The 22,478-nt window shown below is 61.0% G+C and carries 17 protein-coding genes; 15 read left to right on the top strand and 2 right to left on the bottom strand.

Annotated features, from left to right (window positions below; translation table 11 throughout):
* Positions 1-11: 11 nt before the first annotated feature.
* From DW123_RS02305 to ligA, 9 genes are all read left to right on the top strand, one after another.
* Entirely contained in the window at positions 12-2,342 is a 2,331-nt protein-coding gene (locus DW123_RS02305; protein WP_118273078.1) for a ferrous iron transporter B, read from the top strand.
* Between the two features lie 291 nt (positions 2,343-2,633).
* On the top strand, positions 2,634-2,834 hold the full coding sequence (locus tag DW123_RS02300; RefSeq protein WP_118273077.1) for a hypothetical protein: 201 nt from the start codon (positions 2,634-2,636) through the stop codon (positions 2,832-2,834).
* 102 nt (positions 2,835-2,936) lie between these two features.
* On the top strand, positions 2,937-4,886 hold the full coding sequence (locus tag DW123_RS02295) for an NAD(P)/FAD-dependent oxidoreductase (protein ID WP_118273076.1): 1,950 nt from the start codon (positions 2,937-2,939) through the stop codon (positions 4,884-4,886).
* 205 nt (positions 4,887-5,091) lie between these two features.
* Positions 5,092-5,784 carry a GntR family transcriptional regulator gene (locus tag DW123_RS02290; protein ID WP_118273075.1) on the top strand — a complete coding sequence of 231 codons (693 nt, stop codon included), beginning with the start codon at positions 5,092-5,094 and terminating at the stop codon, positions 5,782-5,784.
* A gap of 125 nt (positions 5,785-5,909) precedes the next feature.
* Positions 5,910-6,932, top strand: a complete 1,023-nt coding sequence (locus tag DW123_RS02285; protein WP_158570711.1) for a LacI family DNA-binding transcriptional regulator — start codon at positions 5,910-5,912, stop codon at positions 6,930-6,932.
* Positions 6,933-7,073: 141 nt separating this feature from the next.
* On the top strand, positions 7,074-8,411 hold the full coding sequence (locus tag DW123_RS02280) for a glutamine synthetase family protein (RefSeq protein ID WP_118273073.1): 1,338 nt from the start codon (positions 7,074-7,076) through the stop codon (positions 8,409-8,411).
* 50 nt (positions 8,412-8,461) lie between these two features.
* Positions 8,462-9,124 carry a response regulator transcription factor gene (locus DW123_RS02275; RefSeq protein WP_006234733.1) on the top strand — a complete coding sequence of 221 codons (663 nt, stop codon included), beginning with the start codon at positions 8,462-8,464 and terminating at the stop codon, positions 9,122-9,124.
* 208 nt (positions 9,125-9,332) lie between these two features.
* Positions 9,333-10,790 carry a S1C family serine protease gene (locus tag DW123_RS02270; RefSeq protein WP_118273072.1) on the top strand — a complete coding sequence of 486 codons (1,458 nt, stop codon included), beginning with the start codon at positions 9,333-9,335 and terminating at the stop codon, positions 10,788-10,790.
* Positions 10,791-11,239: 449 nt separating this feature from the next.
* Positions 11,240-13,468: an NAD-dependent DNA ligase LigA gene (gene ligA / locus DW123_RS02265; RefSeq protein WP_117763603.1), complete on the top strand. Its 2,229-nt coding sequence runs from the start codon at positions 11,240-11,242 to the stop codon at positions 13,466-13,468.
* A gap of 67 nt (positions 13,469-13,535) precedes the next feature.
* On the opposite strand, the gene DW123_RS02260 is transcribed toward ligA, so the two are convergent.
* Positions 13,536-14,375, bottom strand: a complete 840-nt coding sequence (locus DW123_RS02260; RefSeq protein ID WP_233540121.1) for a MerR family transcriptional regulator — start codon at positions 14,373-14,375, stop codon at positions 13,536-13,538.
* A gap of 64 nt (positions 14,376-14,439) precedes the next feature.
* Positions 14,440-15,786 carry an MATE family efflux transporter gene (locus DW123_RS02255; protein WP_118273070.1) on the bottom strand — a complete coding sequence of 449 codons (1,347 nt, stop codon included), beginning with the start codon at positions 15,784-15,786 and terminating at the stop codon, positions 14,440-14,442.
* Positions 15,787-16,053: 267 nt separating this feature from the next.
* Between DW123_RS02255 and DW123_RS02250 the strand changes: the two genes are divergently transcribed.
* From DW123_RS02250 to DW123_RS02230, 6 genes are all read left to right on the top strand, one after another.
* Entirely contained in the window at positions 16,054-16,926 is an 873-nt protein-coding gene (locus DW123_RS02250; protein WP_233540113.1) for a GTP 3',8-cyclase MoaA, read from the top strand.
* Positions 16,839-17,108 carry a hypothetical protein gene (locus tag DW123_RS09715; RefSeq protein ID WP_233540114.1) on the top strand — a complete coding sequence of 90 codons (270 nt, stop codon included), beginning with the start codon at positions 16,839-16,841 and terminating at the stop codon, positions 17,106-17,108. The genes DW123_RS02250 and DW123_RS09715 overlap by 88 nt, the downstream gene beginning before the upstream one ends.
* 4 nt (positions 17,109-17,112) lie before the next feature.
* Positions 17,113-18,414, top strand: a complete 1,302-nt coding sequence (gene mobB / locus DW123_RS09825; RefSeq protein WP_118273069.1) for a molybdopterin-guanine dinucleotide biosynthesis protein B — start codon at positions 17,113-17,115, stop codon at positions 18,412-18,414.
* Between the two features lie 242 nt (positions 18,415-18,656).
* Complete coding sequence (locus DW123_RS02240; protein ID WP_117563640.1) at positions 18,657-19,241, top strand: histidine phosphatase family protein; 585 nt, start codon at positions 18,657-18,659, stop codon at positions 19,239-19,241.
* Between the two features lie 248 nt (positions 19,242-19,489).
* Complete coding sequence (locus DW123_RS02235) at positions 19,490-20,335, top strand: PRD domain-containing protein (RefSeq protein ID WP_117563639.1); 846 nt, start codon at positions 19,490-19,492, stop codon at positions 20,333-20,335.
* Between the two features lie 118 nt (positions 20,336-20,453).
* Entirely contained in the window at positions 20,454-21,893 is a 1,440-nt protein-coding gene (locus DW123_RS02230) for a PTS transporter subunit EIIC (RefSeq protein WP_117635881.1), read from the top strand.
* The last annotated feature ends 585 nt before the right edge of the window (positions 21,894-22,478 follow it).

Here is a 22,478-nt window from a genome sequence, read left to right as displayed (position 1 = left end):
AGAAGGATTGAATGGCGGATTCTCAGATCCATGTCGCGCTTGCGGGTAACCCCAACTGCGGCAAGACCACGCTTTTCAACCTGATCACCGGCGCCAACGGCTACGTTGGCAACTGGCCCGGCGTCACGGTTGAGAAAAAGGAAGCCAAGCTCCTAAGCGACAAGAACGTTACCATCACGGACCTCCCTGGCATCTACTCGCTTTCCCCCTACAGCCCCGAGGAGCAATGCTCGCGCGATTACCTCATGAGCGGCGAGCCCGATGTCGTCGTCCAGGTCGTCGACGCCACCAACCTCGAGCGCAACCTGTATCTGGCACTTCAGGTCATTGAGACCGGTCTGCCCGTGGTCGTCGCCCTCAACATGGCCGACTTGGTCGAGAAGAACGGCGATAAGATCGACACGGACAAGCTCTCCAAGAAGCTCGGTTGCCCGGTCGTGATGATCTCGGCCCTCAAGAACAAGGGCATCAAGGAACTGTTCGAGCAGGTCAAGAAGTCCGCTGCTTCCAAGGGCCAGGTGCCGGAGCACAAGTTCGATTCCTCCATCGAGGACGTTCTGGACCACATCGAGAATAACCTGCCTGCGAGCGTTTCCGCCAGCAAGCGTCGCTACTACGCCGTCAAGCTGTTCGAGCGCGATACGGATGCCTGCAAACTCATCAACCTCACCAAGGAGAAGGCGGCTCGTGTGGAGCAGCTGGTCGCCCAGTGCGAGCAGGATTGCGATGACGATGCCGAGTCCATCATCACCGGTGAGCGCTATGGTGTGATCGCGCACATCGTCGATGAGTGCCTCACCAAGACTCCGGCCAAGATGAGCACTTCCGAGAAGATCGACCGTGTGGTTACCAACCGCATTCTGGGCCTGCCGATCTTCGTAGTCATTATGTTCTGCGTGTACTACATCGCCGTTTCCACCCTGGGCGGTACGGTGACTGACTTCACCAACGACCAGCTCTTTGGCACCGACGGTTGGTACGTGCTCGGTCAGGGCCGCGACGCCTACGATGCGGCCGTCGAGGCCGTGGGCGAGGACGCTGCCGATTCGATCGACCCGGCACAGTACGGCCCGTATGTTCCGGGTATTACCACCATGGTGCACGATGCCCTCGTGGCGGGCGGCACCGAGGACGGTGGCCTGGTCGATTCGCTGGTCTGCGACGGTATCGTCGGCGGCCTGGGCGCCATCTTCGGCTTCGTGCCGCAGATGTTCCTGCTCTTTGTGATGTTGTCCTTCCTGGAGGATTGCGGCTATATGGCCCGCGTCGCCTTCATCATGGACCGCGTGTTCCGCCGCTTTGGCCTGTCCGGTAAGTCCTTTATCCCCATGCTCGTGTCCTCGGGCTGCGGCGTCCCCGGCGTCATGGCCACCAAGACCATCGAGAACGAGAAGGACCGCCGCATGACGGTCATGACCACCACGTTCATTCCCTGTGGCGCCAAGCTGCCGATCATTGCCCTGCTCATGGGTTCCATCATCGGCGATTCTTCCACCACCGCCGCGTGGATCAGCCCGCTCTTCTACTTCCTGGGCGTCTTTGCCGTCATCGCTTCGGGCCTCATGCTCAAGAAGACCAAGCTCTTCGCCGGCCGCCCGACGCCGTTCGTTATGGAGCTCCCCGCTTACCACTTCCCGGCGATCCGCTCTTGGGCGCTGCACGTGTGGGAGCGCTGCTTCGCCTTTATCAAGAAGGCCGGCACGGTCATCTTTGCGTCCACCGTCGTCGTTTGGTTCCTCTCCAACTTTGGTAGCTACAACGGCGCCTTTGGCTACCTGCCTTCCATGGAGGGCATCCCCGAGGAGTTCATGGATTACTCCGTGCTTGCCATGTTCGGCAACCTGGTCGCTTGGATCTTCGCCCCGCTCGGCTTTAGCACCTGGCAGGCCACCGCACTGACCGTCTCTGGCCTCGTCGCCAAGGAGAACGTTGTCGCCACCGCCGGCTCGCTGCTGTCCGTTGCCGACGCCGGCGAGACCGACCCGAGCCTGTGGACCGCGTTTGCGGCTATGTTCCCGACCATGGGCGCTTGCGTCGCCTTTGGTGCCTTCAACCTGCTGTGCGCTCCGTGCTTTGCCGCTATCGGCACCATCCGTAACCAGATGAACTCCGGTAAGTGGACCGCGATTGCCATCGGCTACGAGTGTGCCTTTGCTTGGGTCATCGGCCTGTTCATCAACCAGTTCTATAACCTGCTTGTTCTTGGGCAGTTTGGTATCTGGACGGTTGTGGCCATCGTGCTGCTGGCTGCGATGCTCTTCCAGATCTTCCGTCCCATGCCCAAGCATGCATGGACCGACGAGGACGAGACCAACACCGCTTCTGCCACGGTTTCCGCCTAAGTCCGAATAAGGATTAGCCCCTTTTCACGAGCCCGGGTGTCCCAGCGACACTCGGGCTTTTTGGTGCAAGTGGGACAGATTGGTGCAAGGGGGACAGGCTACTTTGCACCAGGTTGGTGCAAAAGTGTCAGGTTAATCTGCGCCAGGTTGGTGCAAAGTAACCTGACCCCCTTGCACCAAAAGTTGAGATGTGGCGTTTCCGCAGATAAAACCGACCAAAATAAACCTGTCCCTTTTTGGCAGGTGGAAGATGGGGTAAAGTAAGTGGTGGTTAACTAGAGGAGGCTTGCTATGGCACCTATCGATATTGTTGTGTTGGCTGTTATCGGCATTGCGTTTGTCGCCGTGTGCGTGCGTATCTACCGCAAGGGCACCTGCGCCGACTGTGCTCAGGGCGGCGCTTGCACGGGACATTGCGCCAACAAAAAGACCTGCGCCGCACTTAAGGGCGTGGATAAAATCGCCGAAGACTTGGGTCGCGGTATTCATTAGCCGACTGGCGTTTGAGCATATATGACTGCGGATACGGCAGTTGCTGATACGATAAGTACGTTAGCAACTGCCGCCGAGCGGCTCAAACGAAAGGAAGCCTGCATGGAGTCCTGTGCCTACCCGATGCTCTTTAGCCCGATCAAGGTCGGTACGACCGAGGTCAAGAACCGCGTCTTTATGCCGCCGGTGTCTACCAACCTGGCCGACCACGGCTATGTGACCGACGATCTGGTCGACCATTACCGCGCCCGCGCCAAGGGCGGTGTGGGCCTAATCATCACCGAGGTCGTGACGGTCGAGCCCACCTATACCTATCTGCCGGGCGACATGTGCTGCTACGACGACTCGTTTATCCCCGGCTGGGAAAAGCTCGCCGCGGCCGTCCACGAGTACGGCTGCAAGATCATGCCGCAGCTCTTCCACCCCGCCTACATGGCCTTTAACATTCCGGGCACGCCGCGCCTGATCGCTCCGTCCTTTGTGGGCCCCTCCTATGCCCGCGAGGCGCCGCGCCCCATCACGGTCGATGAGATCCACGAGCTCACGCATCAGTTCGGCGACGCCGCCGTGCGTATGCAGAAGGCCGGCGTCGATGGCGTCGAGGTCCATGCGGCGCACGCCCATGGCATGCTCGGCGGCTTTTTGACCCCGCTCTATAACAAGCGTACCGACGAGTATGGTGGCTCGCTCGACGCCCGCATGCGCTTCTTGCTCGAGGTCATCGCCGAGATTCGCGAGCGTTGCGGCAAGGACTTCATCATCGACGTCCGTATCTCGGGCGACGAGTACACCGATGGCGGCCTGACCCTCAACGACATGATCTATGTCTCGCGTTGTCTGGAGAAGGCCGGCGTCGACATGATTCACGTGTCGGGCGGTACCACCATCAAGCGCGGCTCCGCCATTCCCGCCGCCGGTACACAGCAGGCTTCGCACGCCGCCTGCTCGCGCGAGATCAAAAAGCATGTGAACATTCCCGTTGCCACGGTCGGCCGCATCAACGAGGCATGGATTGCCGAGGAGCTGATCGAGGACGGCGCTGCCGACATCTGCATGATGGGCCGCGCCAATCTGTGCGATGCCGAGTTCTGCAACAAGGCGGCTGCCGGCAACGCCGACGAGATTCGTCCCTGCATCGGCTGCCTGCGCTGCCTGAACGGCATCATGTTCGGCAAGCGCATCTCCTGCACCGTCAACCCGGACGTGGAGCGCGACGAGGCCGGTTACGAGCCTGCCGCCGAGGCCAAGAACGTGCTCGTCGTGGGCGCCGGCCCCGCGGGCATGGAGGCGGCCTACATTGCCGCCAAGCGCGGCCATAACGTGGTGCTCGTGGACAAGCAGGATGAGCCGGGCGGCGAAATGCGCATCGCAGCCGTTCCGCCGGCAAAGCAGGAACTCACCCGCGTGATCAAGTATCAGTACCGTCGCCTGGCCGAGGCCGGCGTCACGTGCGTCTTTGGTACCGAGCTTTCGGCCGAGGACATTCAGCGCGATTACGCGGGCTACGAGGTTGTCCTGGCTTATGGCGCCGAGCCCATCGCTCCAGCCTTTATGCAGGGCTTTAAGCAGGTTATGACGGCTGACGACCTGCTGGGCGGCAAGGCCTTCCCGGGCAAGAAGATCGTCATCGTGGGCGGCGGCACCGTCGGCTGCGAGACGGCCGATTACCTGGCCCCGTTGGTCAACGACCTGTCGCCGGCCAATCGCGATGTCACCGTCATTGAGATGACCAAGACGCTCGCCGCCAACGAGGGCGGTGCCGGTCGCGCGGTGCTCATCACGCGCATGCTCTCCAAGGGCGTTCACGTGCTGACCGAGGCCAAGGTGACCGAGATTACCGAGGACACCATCAGTTACGAAAAGGATGGCCAGATCCACACCATCGCCGATGCCGATACGCTGGTGCTTGCCATGGGCTACCGCCCCAATACCAAGCTTGCCGATGACCTTGCCGCTGCCGGCGTTGTCACCCACGTGCTGGGCGATGCCCAGAAGTGCGGTAACATCCGCGACGCCATCGGCGATGGCTACAAGGTCGCCTGCGAGCTCTAGTCAACCCCTTGGTGCATGAGGGGGGCGTCTCTGCGCCATCCGATAGCAAAACAGCGGTGGTGTCCCGGGTTTCGGGATGCCGCCGCTTGTTCTTGTGATCCTGGCGACGTGAGCGCGCCCTATTTCACCGCAACTGAGGGAATGGGGGATGCGATAGTATTACGTGGTGATATTCGACAAACCGTGAGCTTCATTCGAGGGCTTTATGGAACAGCACCAGCATTATCAGAGCCTGCAAGATCAGGCATACAACGCATTGCGCTCCAAGATCATCTATGCCGAGCTCAAGCCCGGCACGCGCCTTTCGGCGATTGGTCTGGAAAAGGAGACGGGAATCGGGCGCACGCCCATTCGCGAGTCCTTTGTGCGCTTGCGTGAGCAGGAGCTGGTGGAAACGCGTCCCAAAAGCGGCACCTATGTCTCAAAAATCAGCATGGAGCGCGCCGAGAACGCCTGTTTCTTGCGAGAGAAACTCGAGAGAAGCGTGCTCATTAAATGCTGCTCTGCCGCCACGCCCGAGCAAAAGCAGCGGCTCGAGCGGATTCTTGCCGAGTCCGAGTCGCTCGACCATAGCGAAACGCGTCGCTTTTTCGATCTGGACAATCTGTTCCATGAGACGTGTTTTGAGATTGCCGGCCGCCACATGTTGTGGGATTGGATGAGGAGCGTCAATACGCATTTCGAGCGCTACAACTGGTTGCGTATGGTGTCGCAGGATCTGGATTGGGAGCCGATTCGTCGGCAGCATCGCCGGATTCTCGAGGCCATTAAGAAGGGCGATACCGACGCGGCGAGCTATTTGGCAGAGACGCACTTGCATCTGATGCCCGAGGAGCAGGGCCCGGTTATCGCCTTGCATCCCGACTATTTTGAGCTGCCTAAAGACTCGAATATCTAGCCCATCACCGCATCTGCTCAAGACGTAAAAACGATGCTGCCCACCTACAGCGTTTTGCAAGCGAGATTTTTAAAAAAATGCCTAAAATGGCTCAGACTGCCGACAATTGGGAAACGGGGTGCGCTATGGCGCAGATGAGAATCAAGGACATTGCCGCCGAGGCGGGCGTGAGCCCGGCCACGGTCTCGCGCTATCTCAACAACCGTCCCGGGCAGATGACCGAGGAAACCCGCGCTCGCATCGCGGCGGTTATCGAGCGCACCGGCTATCGTCCACGTGCCGCCGCGCGCAATCTGCGCAGCTCGCGTACCAACCTCATCGGCGTGATCTTGGCCGACATTGCTAACCCGTTCTCCAGCGCCATGCTCGAAGGGCTTTCCGCCAGCGCCGCCGCGCGCGGCTGCTCGCTCATGACGGCCATTAGCGGCAACGACCCCGCCAAGGAGGCAGAGTCGCTTACCAGACTTATCGATGCCGGCGTGGACGGCCTGGTCGTCAATACCTGCGGAGGCAACGACAAGGCGATCGCCGAGGCTGCGGGACGCCTGCCCGTCGTTCTGCTCGACCGCGATGTTGCCAATGGCGGCATCGATCTGGTGACCTCCAACAACCGTGAGCTGGTCGCCGGCCTGGTAGACGCCTTGGCCTCTGCGGGCAGCGAGCGCCTGTGCCTGCTCACCGAGGCAAGCGACGACAGCCCCGTGCGTCGCGAACGCGCCGAGGCGTTTGCCGACGAGCTCTCGCGCCGCGGCCTGGCCGGCGAGGTCGTCACCCTGGCCGACGGTGGCGCCACGGGTGTCAGTCGCCTGGACGAGACCATCCGCGGCTATGCGGGTAAAAAACTCGGCCTCATTGCCGTCAACGGTCTGGTCTTCCTGCGCCTGACCGAGGCGCTGGCACAGTTGGGACCTTCGTTGCCGGCGGGTCTCAAGATCGCAACGTTTGACGACTATCCCTGGAACCACGTGCTCTTTGGCGGTGTGACCACGGCCGCGCAGGACACCCTCACCATTGCCGAGCGCGTGGTCGAGCGCCTGTCCGAGCGCATCGACGTCGTTACCACTACGGTGGGCGACGCCGCAAAGCTCGCCCCCAAGCGCATCGAGGTCCCCGGCCACATCGAACACCGCGCTTCGACCTCGCGCTAACCATTCGTTCGTGCTTGGCACCCGCCTGCTCGCGCACGTTTTTTGAGCGCTTGATACGCTTTAACCCTGCGGAAACATTTTTCTGCGATAGTATCTGCGGTATAGACCAGTCGAAACCCGCCCGAAAGAAAGGGGAGCGACATGAACCAGCAGAACATCGATTACGTACTCCGCTCCGTAGAGCAGCGTGACATCCGCTTTGTGCGTCTGTGGTTTGTCGACATTCTCGGCCGCCTCAAAAACTTTGCCATTAGCCCCGAGGACCTCGAGGTCGCATTTGAGGAGGGCATTGGCTTTGACGGCTCCGCCATCGAGGGTTTTGCCACGCCCGAGGAAGCCGATATGCTGGCGTTTCCCGATGCTTCGACCTTCCAGATTTTGCCGTGGCGTCCGAGCCACAACGGCGTCGCCCGTGTGTTCTGCGACGTGTGCACTCCCGATCGCAAGCCCTTCGCCGGCGATCCGCGCGATGCGTTGCGTCGCATGTTCCGCAAGGCAGAGAAAGCCGGCTATCTGCTCAACGTGGGCGCCGAGCTGGAGTATTACTACTTCCCCGACGAGCACACGCCCGAGCCTCTCGACAACGTGGGCTACTTCGATCTTTCGGTGAGCGATGCCGCTCGCGATCTGCGCCGCAACACGGTCCTTACGCTCGAGAAGATGTCCGTGCCCGTGGAGTACACCTTCCATGCCGCCGGTCGCTCGCAGCACGGCATGAGCCTGCGCCACGCCGAGGCCCTGAGCATGTCCGACGCCATCACCACGGCCAAGCTCATCATTAAGCAGCAGGCCTACGAGAGCGGTTGCCATGCCTCCTTTATGCCCAAGCCGTTGGCGGGCGAGGACGGCAGCGCCATGTTTTTGCATCAGTCGCTGTTCGACCACGACGGCAACAACGTCTTTTGGGGCGAGGACGACGAGAAGTACCACCTCTCCGATATTGCCAAGCATTACATGGCCGGCATCCTGGCGCACGCGCGCGAGATCAGCGCCATCACCAACCCCACCGTCAACTCGTACAAGCGCATCACCACGGGCGGCGACTCCGTGCCGCAGTACGCCACGTGGGGCTTGCGCAACCGCGCAAGCATGGTTCGCATCCCGGTCTACAAGCCCGGCAAGCAGCTGTCCACGCGCATCGAGCTTCGTAGCCCCGATCCCATGGCCAACCCGTATCTGGTCAACGCCGTCACGCTGGCGGCTGGTCTCGACGGCATTGAGCGCAAGCTGGAGCTCCCGCCCGAGGCCACGGCCGAGACGCTTAAGCTCAACGACCGCCAGATGCTCGAGGCCGGTTACACGCCGCTGCCGCGCTCGCTTAAAGAAGCACTCGACGTCTTTGAGGACTCGCAGTTTATGAAGGATGCCCTCGGCGATCACATCCATAGCTTCTTCCTCAAAAAGAAGCGCGACGAGTGGCATAAGTTCGAATCCACGATCACCGAATGGGAGATCAAGCACTACCTGGCGAACTCCTAATCGCGCTGGCTTGTCCCAGTACGATTGAGCTCATTTCTTTGGAGGCCGATATGTCCGAAAAGAGTGCCCTGTTCATGGCGCGCACGACGCGCTTCCACGAGTTTGCCCGCAGCTTGACGACCACCCTGGGTGTCGAGGTGAGCCTGGCCACCCCCGATTCGCCGACTGCGGCGCACGACTTTGACCTGCTGATCCTCGATTCCGATGGCATCCGCAGCGACCGCATCGATCAGATTGCCAAGTGGCTTGACGACCGCGGTGGTGTTCCCATGTTGGTGATCGTCGACGACGAGGCGCTCGGCACCCTGCGCCTGCCCAATCACGCGCATGCCGACTTTGTATGCCCCACGGCGACGCCCAACGAGCTCAAGGCTCGTGCGCAGCGCCTGATGGGCGAGGAGGAGACCGTCACCGCCGACGATGTACTCAACATCGATAACCTCGAGATCAACCTGGCTACCTACCAGGTGACGCTCGATAACGAGCCCATCGACCTGACGCTGATGGAGTACTCGCTGCTGAGCTTTTTGGCCACGCACCCCAACCGCGCCTACAGCCGCGAGGTGCTGCTGCACCGCGTGTGGGGCTTTGAGTACTGCGGCGGTACGCGTACCGTCGACGTGCATATCCGACGCATCCGCTCCAAGGTGGGCCCGCAGATCGCGGCGCACATCACCACCGTACGCGGCGTGGGCTATCTGTTTAAGGACTAGATTTCCATCACAAAGGGGACAGGCACCTTTGTGGTGGCTTTGCCACAGGTGAGGGTCCCTTTCGGGTCTGCAACAGAACTTAAACCTTCCTAAAAGATTTCGTTCTCATACACTTGCGCACGCATATTGGGGTACAACTCAACGTGAACAATGATGGCCCGCCACATGTTTGGCGGGCCTTTGGTTATTTGACGAAAGGATCGCAGCTATGAGCGAGAACGATTCCCAGCGTCCCCAGGATGCGGGCAACGCCGGCGAGACTCAGCAGCAGCCGCGCGTACAGGTGGAGTCGACGCCTGCCGACGGCAACAACATTCCCTACGTGCAGGCCTACGACACGCAGACCGGCAAGCCGCTGGGCGGCCAGCAGGTTGTAAACAAGCACACGGTGGTCAAGACCAAGACCAAAAAGCTGCCGATCTTTATTACGGCGCTTGCCGGTTGTGCCTGCGGAGCCTTGCTGGTCATCGCACTCATTATGAGTGGCACGCTCGATATTGGTGGCGGTAAGAATGCCGTGACGGCGGGTGCTTCGGGTTCATCGACGCAAAAGATCACCATCGACTCCGAGGACACCACGCTGGCCGAGGCCGTCTCTGCTAAGGCCCTGCCCTCCGTCGTTTCCATCGCCGCCACTTCGAGCGGTAGCCAGAATGGCTCGCTTTCGCAGTCTGCCGACGAGTCGGATAGCTCGGGCAGCGTCGGTTCGGGCGTGGTGCTCGATACCGAGGGCCACATCCTCACCAACAACCACGTGGTCGATGGTTACGACCAGTACGTGGTGACCATGGACGACGGCACCACCTATGAGGCCGAGTTCGTGGGCAACGATGCCTCGAGCGACCTCGCCGTCATCAAGCTCAAGGATGCCGATGCCTCCAAGCTCACCCCGATCGAGATCGGCGACTCCTCCAAGCTCAACGTGGGCGAGTGGGTCATGGCTATCGGTTCGCCGTTTGGCAACGAGCAGTCTGTCTCCACGGGTATCGTGTCGGCGCTGTATCGCTCCACGGCCATGAGCTCTACCAGCGGCAATACCATCTATGCCAACATGATTCAGACCGACGCCGCTATCAACCCGGGCAACTCCGGCGGCGCGCTCGTCAACGACAATGGTGAGCTTGTGGGTATCAACTCGCTCATCGAGAGCTATTCGGGCTCCAGCTCGGGCGTGGGCTTTGCCATTCCGGTCAACTATGCCAAGAACATTGCCGACCAGATCATCGACGGCAAGACGCCGGTGCATCCGTACATGGGCGCTACGCTTTCGAGCGTCAACGCGCTCAACGCCCGCACCAACAAGCTGAGCACCGATAGCGGCGCGTATGTGGCGAGCGTCGTTGAGGATGGTCCTGCTGCCAAGGCCGGCATTCAGGAGGGCGATGTCATCACCAAGCTGGGCGACGACGAGATCACGAGCGCCGATGGCCTGATCATCGCACTGCGCAGCCACGAGGTGGGCGAGAAGGTCGAGATCACGCTCATGCGCGGCAAGGAAGAGAAGAAGGTCACGGTTGAACTGGGCTCCGACGAGGAGCTGCAGAACCAGCAGCAGGACGACAGCGCGACCGACACCGGCAACGGCGGTATTACCGACGAACAGCTGCGCCAGTACCTGGAGGAGCTGCTAGGCCAGCAGGGCCAGGGCTACGGTCAGGGTTACTAACGAGCCACTCCACACATATCGAAGCCAGAGGGGGCTGTCCCGCCAACGCGGGGCAGCCCCCTCTTTTCGTGATGATCCCTTGGGGACGGAGGAAAACGGAGCACTTGTGGCTGGCAAGAGGCTTGGTTCGGAATGGCCTGGACAGTTAGTTCAGATACGTATAAATCTGGGGCAGCTTGGGATGCGTTTTGAGCAATTTTTGATTGGGATGGGGCTTGAATGGGCGTTTGGGAGGGAGAGCGGGACGTTTACATGGTCTCAGGGAGCCCAAATTAGTTGAAACAGGGGTGTTCGTGCCTGATCCAGCTCTAGGATTTATACGTATCTGAACTAACTGTCCACCCCAGTCTGGCGGCTGCCGATTCGGTGCGGTTCGAGACCGCTATTCGGCCTCATTGCGACCGGTGGTACTCTAGTATCCGTTTGAAATCGAGCGAAGGAGTGCCGCTATGGAGCAATCGAGCCTGTTTGGTGACGGCGTGGACATCGATACCGAAACGCCCGCGATCGCGGAAGCCACCGCACCGACCGATGTCCGTGCCCAGGCGGCAACGCGCGCGGCCGAGCTGCGCCACGAGCTCGACTACCATGCCTATCGCTACTACATGCTCGATGCGCCCGAGATCACGGACGCCGCCTTTGACAAAATGCTCGTTGAGCTGCAGGAGATCGAGGCGGCCTATCCTGACCTGGTGACGCCCGACAGCTATACCCAGCGCGTGGGCGGCTACGTGAGCGAGCAGTTTACGCCGGTAACGCACATGGCGCGCATGTATTCCATGGACGATGCCATGGATCTGGACGAGCTCGACGCATGGCTCCAACGCACCGAGGATGCGCTCGGTGCCGGCAGCGTCACCTATACCTGCGAGCTTAAGATCGACGGTCTGGGCGTGGCGCTTACCTATCAAAACGGCACCTTTGTGCGCGCGGCCACACGTGGCGATGGCACCACGGGCGAGGACGTATCGCTCAACGTCCGTACCATCAAGGATGTGCCCATGCACCTGTCCGAGCCGGCGCTCGCCCACATGGGCGCCGACCGCGAGCGCACCATTGAGGTACGCGGCGAGGTCTATATGCCCAAAGGCAGCTTTGTACGTCTGAATGAAGAGGCCGATGCCGAGGGCCGCGGCCCCTTCGCCAACCCGCGCAACGCCGCTGCAGGATCCTTGCGCCAAAAAGACCCCAAGGTCACGGCGCGTCGCGACTTGGCCACCTTTATCTATGCCATTGCCGATACCGACCCGTTGCACGTCCACAGCCAGCGCGAATTTCTCGACTGGCTGCGCAACGCCGGCTTTAGCGTCAACCCCAACGTGGCTCGTTGCGCCACGCCGGCCGAGGTCCACGAGTTCTGTGCCCAGGCGCTCGAGCACCGCGGCGACCTGGACTACGACATCGACGGCGTGGTCGTAAAGGTTGACAGCTTCCAGCAGCAGCTCGACCTAGGTTTTACCGCCCGCGCACCGCGCTGGGCCATTGCCTTTAAGTTCCCGCCCGAGGAAAAGCAGACCATCCTGCGCGAGATTCGCATCCAGGTGGGCCGCACCGGTGTGCTCACGCCGGTCGCCGAGTTCGACCCGGTGACGGTCGCCGGTTCCACCATCGCGCGCGCCACGCTGCACAACATCGACGAGATCCGCCGCAAAAACGTGCGCGAGGGCGATACCATCATCGTGCACAAGGCGGGCGACGTGATTCCCGAGGTCGTGGGGCCGGTGCTCGACAAACGCCCGGCCGATTCGGTCGACTGGCACATGCCAGAGGTCTGTCCCGTGTGCGGCAGCCCCGTGGTCCACGAGGATGGCGAGGTGGCATATCGCTGCGTGTCCATCGACTGCCCGGCGCAGCTCAAGGAGCGCCTGCTCCACTGGGTGAGCCGCGGCTGCATGGACGTGGACGGCCTGGGCGACGAGATCGTCGACAAGATGATCGCTGCTGGCCTGATCCACGATGTCGCCGACTTCTACCAGCTCACGGTCGACGACATCGCCGGCCTAGACACGGGTCGCGTGTATGCCAGCTCCAACAGCAAAAAGGGCGTCAAGAAGGGCGACCCCATCCCGGTGGGCCTCAAGACGGCCGAGAAAATCATCGCCGAGCTCAACAAGTCCAAGAGCCAGCCGCTCGGTCGCGTACTGTTTGCCCTGGGTATCCGCCACGTGGGCAAGAGTGTGGGCGAGGTCATCGCCGAACGATTCCTGTCGATTGACAAGCTCATCTTGGCAAGCGAAGAGGACATCGCCGAGTGCGAGGGCATCGGTTCCAAGATTGCGGCAAGCGTCAAGCAGTTCCTGGCCGTACCCGAGAACCTCGCCGTGCTGGAGCGCCTGCGCCAGGCGGGCATGTCGCTCGAGGTCGACTTGGGCGCCGCGCACGCGCAAGCCGCGGCCGACGCTGGCGTGGCCGGCGAGCTCGCCGACGCACAGCCGCTCGCGGGTCTGACCTTTGTGCTCACCGGCACGCTCGTCAACCGCACGCGCGACGAGGCAGGTGCGGCGCTCAAGGTACTCGGCGCCAAGGTTTCGGGCAGCGTGTCAAAGAAGACGAGCTATCTGGTCGCCGGCCCCAAAGCGGGCTCCAAGCTCACCAAAGCCGAGCAGCTGGGCGTGCCTGTATTGGATGAGGACGCACTCGAGCAGATTCTTGCGACTGGTGAGGTGCCCCAGGCTTAAGGCACCGATAGCCAAATTAATCAAATTAAAGAGCCTCCCGGATGGCCCGATGCTATCCGGGAGGTTTTTATTCGGCCACGGCAACTGGCACCGTGATCTGCGTCACGTAGGTTGCTGGGTCGTCGCTGATAATGTCGTCGATGAGGGCGATTTCGCGCGAGGGACCGGCGGGGGACAGGTCGCGCTCGTGCATGTAATCGAGTAAGCGCTCATAGCGCGGGGCCGCCTGACCGTGCGTGCCGCGGAAGCTGACCGTCAGACACCGCGCGGCGGGACGTACTTCGACATCGCCCAGGTAATCGTCCGTGTCATCCAGCAGCAGAAAGACCTCGTCGTAGCCATCAAAGTCGCCGGCGGCAAAGCGTTCGGGCGCGATCCCGACGCCCAAGTTGCCCAGGAAGACAAAGGTCTCGTGCTGGCCCTTCTGCAGTTGACGAATTTGCCACTCCAGCGCATAGGCATCGGTAGGGTTGACGCGTTCGCGCAACACGGCGCAGCGAAGCTCGGGCGCATCGATTGTGCAAATGGTATCGAGCTCGGTGTTCAGGGCATCGTGAAGCAGGGCAAGCCGGTTATCGATCTTGCGCGACACGCGCTCCAGCTCGCAGCGCTTGCGCTCGATGAGCTCCTGCTGCTGGGCCAGCTGCCGCTGCATGAGGTCCACATCGCGCGTGGTCACAAACTCACGGATTTGCGCGAGCGGCAAGTCGAGAACACGCAGGTGGCTAATGGTGTTGAGGGTGGAGAGCTGCCGCGATCCGTAGTAGCGGTACCCACTTGCCGGATCGATGTGCGCCGGGTCCAGTAGGCCCATCTGCTCGTAATGGCGCAACGCGCCCACGCTCAGGTTAAGCAGGCGCGCCACCTCGCCAATGCGGAGTAGGCCCTCGGTGTGTTCGCTTGGCATGTCGGTCACAGGACCGCTCCTTTCGGTAAAAACAGGGGAGAGGCGCTAGGCATGCGTTGCCCCGCTATGCCACCAACTTGTCAAAAGCTCCGCGACGGTTGAGTACGGTAAATGCCACCACGCAAATAATCACCGACAGAATCGACCCGCACGGCGAGGCGATGCCCATGGGGAACAGCGTGTCGGAGTAGGCGTTCGACAGCAGCCACGCGCCGGGCACGCGAATGAGCACCACTGCCAGCACGTTGTGCGCAAAGCCGATGTAGCTCTTGCCATACGCAGCGAAAAAACCGCTAAAGCAAATGTGGATGCCGGCAAAGATCGCGTCAAAAATATAACTGCGCATATAGCCGGTGCCGGCCGCAACGACCGCGGCGTCCTTGGCAAAAAAGCCGAGAAACGCCGGTGCCACCAGCCACATCAGCACCGTGATCAGGCAGCCATATATCACCGAGATGGTCATGGCATCTTTGAGCACCTGACGCGCGCGGTCGCCCTTGCCCGCGCCGGCGTTTTGCGCCGTGAGCGCGCTGACGGTGGCGCCCATGGAACTCGGCACGATAAACAAAAAACTGATCATCTTTTCGACCAAGCCCACGGCAGCGGCGTCGACCAGGCCGCGATGGTTGGCGATGACGGTGATAAACATAAACGCCACCTGAATGCAGCCGTCCTGCACGGCCACGGGCACGCCGATCTTAAGAATGCTGCCGAGCACCTCGGGCTGAGGACGTAGGTCGCTGCGCTTAACGTGGATGTTCGTGCGGCGGCTCTTGAGCCACACGAGCGCGAGGGCAACGCTGGCCGTCTGGGCGGTTACCGTGCCGAGTGCCGCGCCCACGGGGCCGAGCCCCATGTGCCCGATAAATAGAAAATCGAGCGCGATGTTGATGATGCATGCCACGCCAATCACGTACATGGGCGAGCGCGAATCGCCCAGCCCGCGAAAGATTGCCGAGAGGATGTTGTATGCGGCGATAAAGGGAATGCCGACAAAGCAGATGCGCAGGTAGGCGGCAGTGCCTTCGACTGCCTCGGCTGGCGTGCCAATGAGTGCCACGATCTGCGGGCACAGCGCAAACAAGACGGCGGCCAGCACCACCGAGACACCCATAAAGAGCGTGATGGTGTTGCCGATGGCGGTCTCGGCTCGATCAAACCGGCGCGAACCCACGGCGTGGCCGACGACGACCGTCGTTCCCATGGCCAGGCCCACGAGCGTTACGGTAATGATATAGAGCGTCTGCGCGCCATTGCCCACGGCGGTGATGCCGGCAGCGCCGCTAAACTGCCCCATCATGTACAGGTCGGCCATGCCGTAGAGCATCTGCAAAAAGTACGAGAGCATATAAGGCAGGGCAAAGACCGCGATGGTCTTAAGGACGTTGCCGCGTGTGAGGTCGTGTTCCATGGGCGGGGCACTTTCTGGCTGGGTTCGTTTACGTACCAGTGTAGTGAAAAACCTACAACGATTGTAGAGTCAAGGTTTGTGTTGAGGACCGGGCGAAAAAGTTGCGTGCGTAGGCATTTCCAATTGAATGTAGGTGTGTTGAACCATGTCGAGTTCGCGCTAGAAAACGCCATTCGCCCTGCGTCGTGTCGTACGCATGTCGACCTATTCTTCCCGTGCGGTACTATATTCCCTAAAGAATAAAGACCAGCGTGAGGGGAGGGCTGCGTGGACGGGCGCGTGCATCATGACGGTTTTGGCCGCAATATCAACTACCTGCGTATTGCCGTTACCGACAAGGGCAATTTCCGCTGCATTTACTGCATGCCTGCCGAAGGCGTGGCGCCCCGCGTGCACGACGAGCTGCTCAGCGCCGAGGAAATCGCCCGCTTTGTGCGCCTGGTTGCGGGGGAGGGCATTCGCCGCGTGCGCCTGACGGGTGGCGAGCCGCTGGTCAGCCGCCGTATCATCCCGCTCATTCGCGACATCCGCGCGATTCCGCAGATCGAGGACATCTCGCTTACCACCAATGGCGCCCTGCTGCCCAAGCTGGCGCCGCAGCTCAAAGACGCCGGGCTTAACCGCGTCAACATTTCACTCGATACGCTCGACCCCGTGCTGTTTGAAGAGATCACCCGCTTGGGCCGGCTCGAGCAGACCATGGCCGGCATCGACGCGGCGCTGGCCTGGGGCTTTGAGCCCGTCAAGGTCAACTGCGTTGTTGTGCGCAGGCTCAACCAAGATGTGGCGGCCCTCGCGCGCCTGACCGTCGACCGTCCCATTCACCTGCGCTTCATCGAATACATGCCCATCGGCGACGAGCGTACGAGCTCGCATTGCGCCGTGGACCCTCATGCGCCCACGCTCAATCCAGCGCTGTGGGATGCGAGCGACACCGTGCCGAGCGACGAGCTACGGGTGCGCGTCAATGCCGGGGCCGCCACGGTGGGCCTGGGCGAGCTCGAACTGCTCGACATCACCGACGCTCCTGCCGGCACGGCTCCCGCGCGCTATTGGCGCTTTCCGGGTGCGGCGGGAACGGTCGGCTTTATCAGCGCTATGTCCAACCATTTTGCGCGAGCTGCAGCCGCCTGCGCCTGACGGCCGACGGCAACGTGCGTCCGTGCCTGTTCGGCGATGCCGAGTATTCGGTGCGTGAGGCGCTGCGCCGTGGTGATGATATGCAGGTGCTTTCAATTTGGCGCGATGCCGTGGCCCACAAACCGCAGGAACACGCGATAATTGAGGGCACGCAACGATTTATGTCCCAAATCGGAGGATGATCATATGGCCAAGAGCAGGTACGCCGATGCCACCAAGGCCGCTCGCAGGGCCGCGATGTCTGCCCACAAAGTCACGGCTGCGGCGAATGCTGGCAACGCCGACGCGACCGCACAGCCGTCTGCCGGCGCTGCTGCCGAGCCCGCTCGCGACGCCCGCCGCGACGAGCTAACGCATGTGGATGCCAAGGGCGAGGTTCGTATGGTCGACGTGTCCGACAAGGCCGAGACCCATCGCATCGCCATCGCCGAGGGCACCATCCTCATGCACCCCGAGACGCAGGCCATGGTGCTGCAGGACCGCGCCAAAAAGGGCGACGTGCTTGCCTGCGCACGTGTGGCGGGCATTATGGCCATCAAACGCACGAGCGACATCATCCCCATGTGCCATCCGTTGCTCATTACCAAGAGCAAGTGCGACATTGCGCCCATCGCTCCGGCGGGGACGCCGGCCGAGGACGTGCCCGAGGGCTGGGCGCCGGCGCGCGCAGACGGGCAAGTTGGCTTTCACGTACTGGTTACGGCTGGCGTGACGGGCAAGACGGGTATCGAGATGGAGGCTCTGACCGGCGCGAGTGCCGCGTGCTTAACGATCTATGACATGTGCAAGGCCGTCGATCGTGGCATGGAGATCGTCGACGTTCGCCTGCTGCACAAGGAAGGCGGCCGCTCGGGTGTGTGGGACCGCGCCGAGCGCCAGGCCGCTGCTGTTGAGGCTGTGGGGGCCGCGGGCGACGCACCCGCGAGCGCACCCGTCGCCGTCGCACCCGCAGCTCCCACTCCAGCCGTCCCTGCGATCGCGTTTATCGGCTACCAAAACTCGGGCAAGACCACGCTCGTCGAGAAGGTTATCGCCGAGCTCACCCGCCGCGGCCTGCGCGTGGGCTCGCTCAAGCATCATGGGCATCACGGCTTTGATATCGATGTGCCCGCTAAGGACACCTGGCGCCATCACCAGGCCGGATCCAAGCACGTGGGCCTCATCTGCGCCACGCGCTGGGCGGAGTACGCCGACACACGCGAGGAGGACGAGATGCCCGCGCGCGAGCTGCTGTCGCGCTACAACGATGTCGACGTGGTGATCATTGAGGGCTACAAGACCGAGGGTTTCGACAACATCGTGGTCGCGCGCTCCGGTGTCGACCGTCTGCGTGGCAAGAGCTCGCTCGACCTGGTCGACGGTCACACGCTGGCCCTTGCCTGCAACGAAGCCCTGGCGCGTCAGGCCTTCGACGCCGGCTTCGCGACCCGAACCATCAACATCAATGACGCCCGAGCCATCTGCGATCTCATCCAAGACCACCTTTAAGGCTTGACGCTGCGCCGGCCCCAAGCACCCCATCTCGCCCCTCAAGCCGTCGCTCGCGTACCAAAGTACGCGTCGCTCCTCTTTCGGGGCGACCTGGGGCACTTGGAACCGGCTCGCTGCGCTGCCATAACATGCCAAAAAGGGACAGGCATCTTTGTGGTGGTTTTTGCAAAAAAGCTTTGACTTAAAGTTAGCTCAAGGTGTCATAATCGCTGACAAACGATTGCGATCACGGAGGCCTCATGTCAAAACTGTACTTTATGCGTCACGGTCAAACGCTCTTTAACTTGCTTCGTCGCAAGCAGGGCTGGTGTGACTCGCCGCTCACCGAGCTGGGAATCGAGCAGGCTAAAACTGTCGGTGCGACCCTGCGAGGGCGTGGCCTTACGTTTGACCATGCGTACAGTTCGACGTCCGAGCGTGCGTGCGACACGCTTGAGCTTGCGTTCCCCGGTCAGCCTTACGAGCGCGTCAAGGGCCTTAAGGAGTGGAACTTTGGCAAATTTGAGGGCGCGAGCGAGGATTTGAATCCGCGCCTGCCGTACGGCGATTTTTACAAGCAGTATGACGGCGAGGGCGAAGTCGAGTTTCGCGAGCGTATGATGGCGACGATCACCGAGTTCATGCAGCGCCCTGGACATGAGAGCGTGTTGTGCGTGAGCCATGGCGCCGCAGCGGCTCAGGTCATGCGCGGCGTGGGCGTGGAGCCGCTCAAGATGAAGCACCGCATTGGCAACTGCTGTGTGCTCGAACTCGACTTTGATGCTACTACCGGCACATTTGCTCTTGCAGATTTGTACAACCCCTACGGCACCCCGCGCGAGTAACATCGGGGCATCAGCCAAAACCACCACAAAGGGGCCAGGCACCTTTGTGGTGGTTTTGCCGTTTACAGGCGATTTCCTACCGTTCAGCGGACTTTCGCACCAATGGGGCTTACGCTGCATGCAAGTTTCATCCTACAATCGCCCACGTGCTCACAAGTTTGTTACTCCTCGGGAGGCATCACTTGCGCATAATAGAAGACGAGGAATATCGCCCCGTCGTCTAGCGCCGATGTCCGAGGAGTTTTTTCATGCTCATTTTAAAGAAGATCAACAATAACGTTGCTCTCGCCGCCAGCGATGACGGCCGAGAGGTTGTTGTCTTTGGCAAGGGCATCGGTTTTCACGAGATGCCCTACGAGCTTGCCGATGAGTCGCTCATCCAGCGCAAATTCTATAACGTTCCCGAGAGCCTGCAGGATATGGTCGGCACACTTCCCGACGACGTTCTGCTCGCGGCAAGCGACATTGCCTGCTTCGCATCCCAGCAGCTTGGTTGCAAGCTGTCCGGTGGCCTGCCCTTTATCCTGGCAGATCACCTGCAGTTTGCCGTTCAGCGCGACGACGACCAGATCAGCGCTCCCAACCCGCTCGAGCATGAGGTGGCTTTCATCTACCCGCGTGAGCTCGAAATCGGTCAGGCCGCGCTCGCCATCGTGCAAAAGCACACCGGCGCCAAGCTGGGTCAGAACGAGGCCACGAGCATCGCGCTCCACATCGTTAACGCCGAGGTCGACGGCATGGGCCGCGCCAAGGACATGGACTTCATCATGAAGAGCACCCGCGTGCTTGACGAGGTAACCCATTCCGTGGAAAAGCAGCTCGGCTGCTCGCTCGACACGGCGTCGTACTGCTACATTCGCTTTCTTGCGCACCTGCGCTTTTTGGTTCGCCGCCTTGTTAAGGGCAGCTGCACGCAGACCGAGAACTCCTCACTGTTTATGCAGGCCGCCCGCGATTTTCCCGAGGCCTACCAGTGTGCGTACGCCATCAACCGCGTGTTCGAGAAAGAGTTCAAGCAGAGCTGCTCGGACGAGGAGCTCTTGTATCTGATGATGCATATCAACCGTCTGCGATCGGCTTCGCAGACCGAGTGAGTAAAGCCGCCAGCCCGGCGGCAATCGCAACAATTCTTTTTGGTTTCTAACTGCGGGCAAGGTACCGGCTCGCGGTAGGGGATATTTTTGTCGAAATTTGGAAAAGAGAGGACAGATCATGGCAGGTAAATACGACGATCTTGCTGCCCAGATCGTAGAGCTGGTTGGCGGCAAGTCCAACGTCAAATGCGTCGCACACTGCATTACCCGTGTTCGTTTTAAGCTCAAGGACGAGTCGAAGGCCAATGACGAGGCAATCTCCGAGCTGCCCAACGTCATCAAGGTCATGCACGCCAACGGCCAGTACCAGGTTGTTGTGGGCAACATCGTCGAGGACGTCTACGACGCCGTTCTCAAGGCCGGCGGTTTTAGCGACGGCGGCGCCGTCGACGCCGATGACGACGATGCCGCTCCCAAGGGCGTTACCGATGTGATCATCGACCTCATCTCGGGCATCTTCGCCCCCATGCTCGGCACCTTCGCCGCTGCCGGTATCATGAAGGGCCTGCTGGCGCTCGCTACCTTCCTGGTCCCGAGCTTTGCCAACGACGGCGCCTACACGCTGCTCTACACCGTCGCTGACGGCATGTTCTACTTCCTGCCCGTGGTGCTTGGCTTTACCGCGGCCAAGAAGTTCAAGATGAGCGAGTTCAACGGCATGGCCATCGCCTTTGCCCTGGTGTATCCCACCATGGTTGCCCTGACCTCGGGCGAGGTTGTCGGCTCCGTCGAGCTCGGCTTTGCTGGCACCTTCTCTTGGTACACCACGTTCCTGGGCCTGCCGCTCATCATGCCTGCCTCGGGTTACACCAGCTCCGTTATCCCCATCCTGCTCATGGTCTGGTTTGGCTCCACCCTCGAGCACTGGGTTAAGAAGTGGATGCCCGCTTCTATGAAGATGTTCTTCACCCCGCTGATCGTCGTCACCGTTACCGTCACCCTTGGCTATCTGGTCATTGGCCCCATCGCCACGCTCATCACCAACCTGCTTGGTGAGTTCTTCGCGCTGCTGTTTGGCCTGCCCATGATCGGCTCCCTCCTGGGCTGCACCCTCGTCGGTGCCTTCTGGATGTGCCTGGTCATCTTTGGCTTCCACTGGTCGCTCGTGCCCATCGCGCTGGTCAACCTGTCCACTCTGGGCCACGACTACATCCTGGGCTCCGTTATCGCCCACTCCTTCTCGCTGGGCGCCGTGCTCTTCGCCATGTATCTCAAGAACAAGGACGAGAAGTTCCGCGGTATCGCGCTGCCGGCCATGATCTCCGCCTTCTTCTTTGGTGTCACCGAGCCCGCTATCTACGGTGTCGCCCTGCCCGATAAGAAGGCCTTCATCAACGCCAGCATCGGTTCTGCTGTGGGCGGCCTCATCATTGGTCTCTCCGGCGCCGTGGTGTACATGTCCGGTGGTCTGGGCGTCTTCAACTGGCTGTCCTTCATCGACCCCTCCGGTGTTAACGGCATCAACCACATGATCTGGGCTATCGTTGCCTCTTTCGTGGGTGCCGCCGTGGGCTTTGCGATCGAGTTTGCCACCTACAAGCCCGAGGCTGCCAAGTAGCCCAAACGACAAAGACTCGGTACCAAGCCGGCGGGGGGGGGAGCGCCCCGCCGGTTTTTTTCAAAGGGGCTAGATGCCATGCGCTCGTCCGAGCGACTGCCCAAAATCAAAACCATGCCGGATTACGGGGCTGAAACGGTGAGTGCTGACCATACCCCGTTTTTCCGTAAACTGACAAGCCTCCTACCTGCGGTTTTGTCCTTGCCGTTTCTGGCATGCTCAAGGGGCACTGGTTCTGCCCCGTAAACCGGCATGGTTTTGAACCTGCCAATAAGGGACAGGTTTATTTTGGTCGGTTTTATCTGGGCAAACGTCGTCTCCGTCAGCTCCGTCCGCATATCTTAAGCCGGCATAGTTTCGATGGGTCGGTCCGTGCGCGTCCCGCAACATGCCTCGCCACGAAACCGGCCTATCTACTACGTTTAAGTGGTAGGGGCCAACCACACGGTGGTTTTTCGAAAACCGCCAAGCCGTCTACCTGCGGTTTTATTTTTGACAATTGAGGCGTGGTCGGGGGTTCACGACTAAACGTAGTAGATGGGCCGGTTTCGTGGCGGCCGACTCAACGCGAACTCCGATCGGGAC

The organism is Collinsella sp. AM10-26, from assembly GCF_003472525.1.
Taxonomy (GTDB): Bacteria; Actinomycetota; Coriobacteriia; order Coriobacteriales; family Coriobacteriaceae; genus Collinsella.
The sequence above is the reverse complement of the archived record's forward strand: the minus strand, read 5'-3'. Positions and strand labels throughout refer to the sequence as shown.

Excerpts from the sequence above, each read along its gene's own strand:
- DW123_RS02295 (WP_118273076.1), top strand. The coding sequence starts at position 2,937 with ATGGAGTCCTGTGCCTACCCGATGCTCTTTAGCCCGATCAAGGTCGGT.
- DW123_RS02285 (WP_158570711.1), top strand. The coding sequence starts at position 5,910 with ATGGCGCAGATGAGAATCAAGGACATTGCCGCCGAGGCGGGCGTGAGC.
- DW123_RS02230 (WP_117635881.1), top strand. The coding sequence starts at position 20,454 with ATGGCAGGTAAATACGACGATCTTGCTGCCCAGATCGTAGAGCTGGTT.
- DW123_RS02240 (WP_117563640.1), top strand. The coding sequence starts at position 18,657 with ATGTCAAAACTGTACTTTATGCGTCACGGTCAAACGCTCTTTAACTTG.
- DW123_RS02300 (WP_118273077.1), top strand. The coding sequence starts at position 2,634 with ATGGCACCTATCGATATTGTTGTGTTGGCTGTTATCGGCATTGCGTTT.
- mobB (WP_118273069.1), top strand. The coding sequence starts at position 17,113 with ATGGCCAAGAGCAGGTACGCCGATGCCACCAAGGCCGCTCGCAGGGCC.
- DW123_RS02260 (WP_233540121.1), bottom strand. The coding sequence starts at position 14,375 with ATGCCAAGCGAACACACCGAGGGCCTACTCCGCATTGGCGAGGTGGCG.
- ligA (WP_117763603.1), top strand. The coding sequence starts at position 11,240 with ATGGAGCAATCGAGCCTGTTTGGTGACGGCGTGGACATCGATACCGAA.
- DW123_RS02270 (WP_118273072.1), top strand. The coding sequence starts at position 9,333 with ATGAGCGAGAACGATTCCCAGCGTCCCCAGGATGCGGGCAACGCCGGC.
- DW123_RS02290 (WP_118273075.1), top strand. The coding sequence starts at position 5,092 with ATGGAACAGCACCAGCATTATCAGAGCCTGCAAGATCAGGCATACAAC.
- DW123_RS02305 (WP_118273078.1), top strand. The coding sequence starts at position 12 with ATGGCGGATTCTCAGATCCATGTCGCGCTTGCGGGTAACCCCAACTGC.
- DW123_RS02275 (WP_006234733.1), top strand. The coding sequence starts at position 8,462 with ATGTCCGAAAAGAGTGCCCTGTTCATGGCGCGCACGACGCGCTTCCAC.
- DW123_RS02255 (WP_118273070.1), bottom strand. The coding sequence starts at position 15,786 with ATGGAACACGACCTCACACGCGGCAACGTCCTTAAGACCATCGCGGTC.
- DW123_RS02280 (WP_118273073.1), top strand. The coding sequence starts at position 7,074 with ATGAACCAGCAGAACATCGATTACGTACTCCGCTCCGTAGAGCAGCGT.
- DW123_RS02235 (WP_117563639.1), top strand. The coding sequence starts at position 19,490 with ATGCTCATTTTAAAGAAGATCAACAATAACGTTGCTCTCGCCGCCAGC.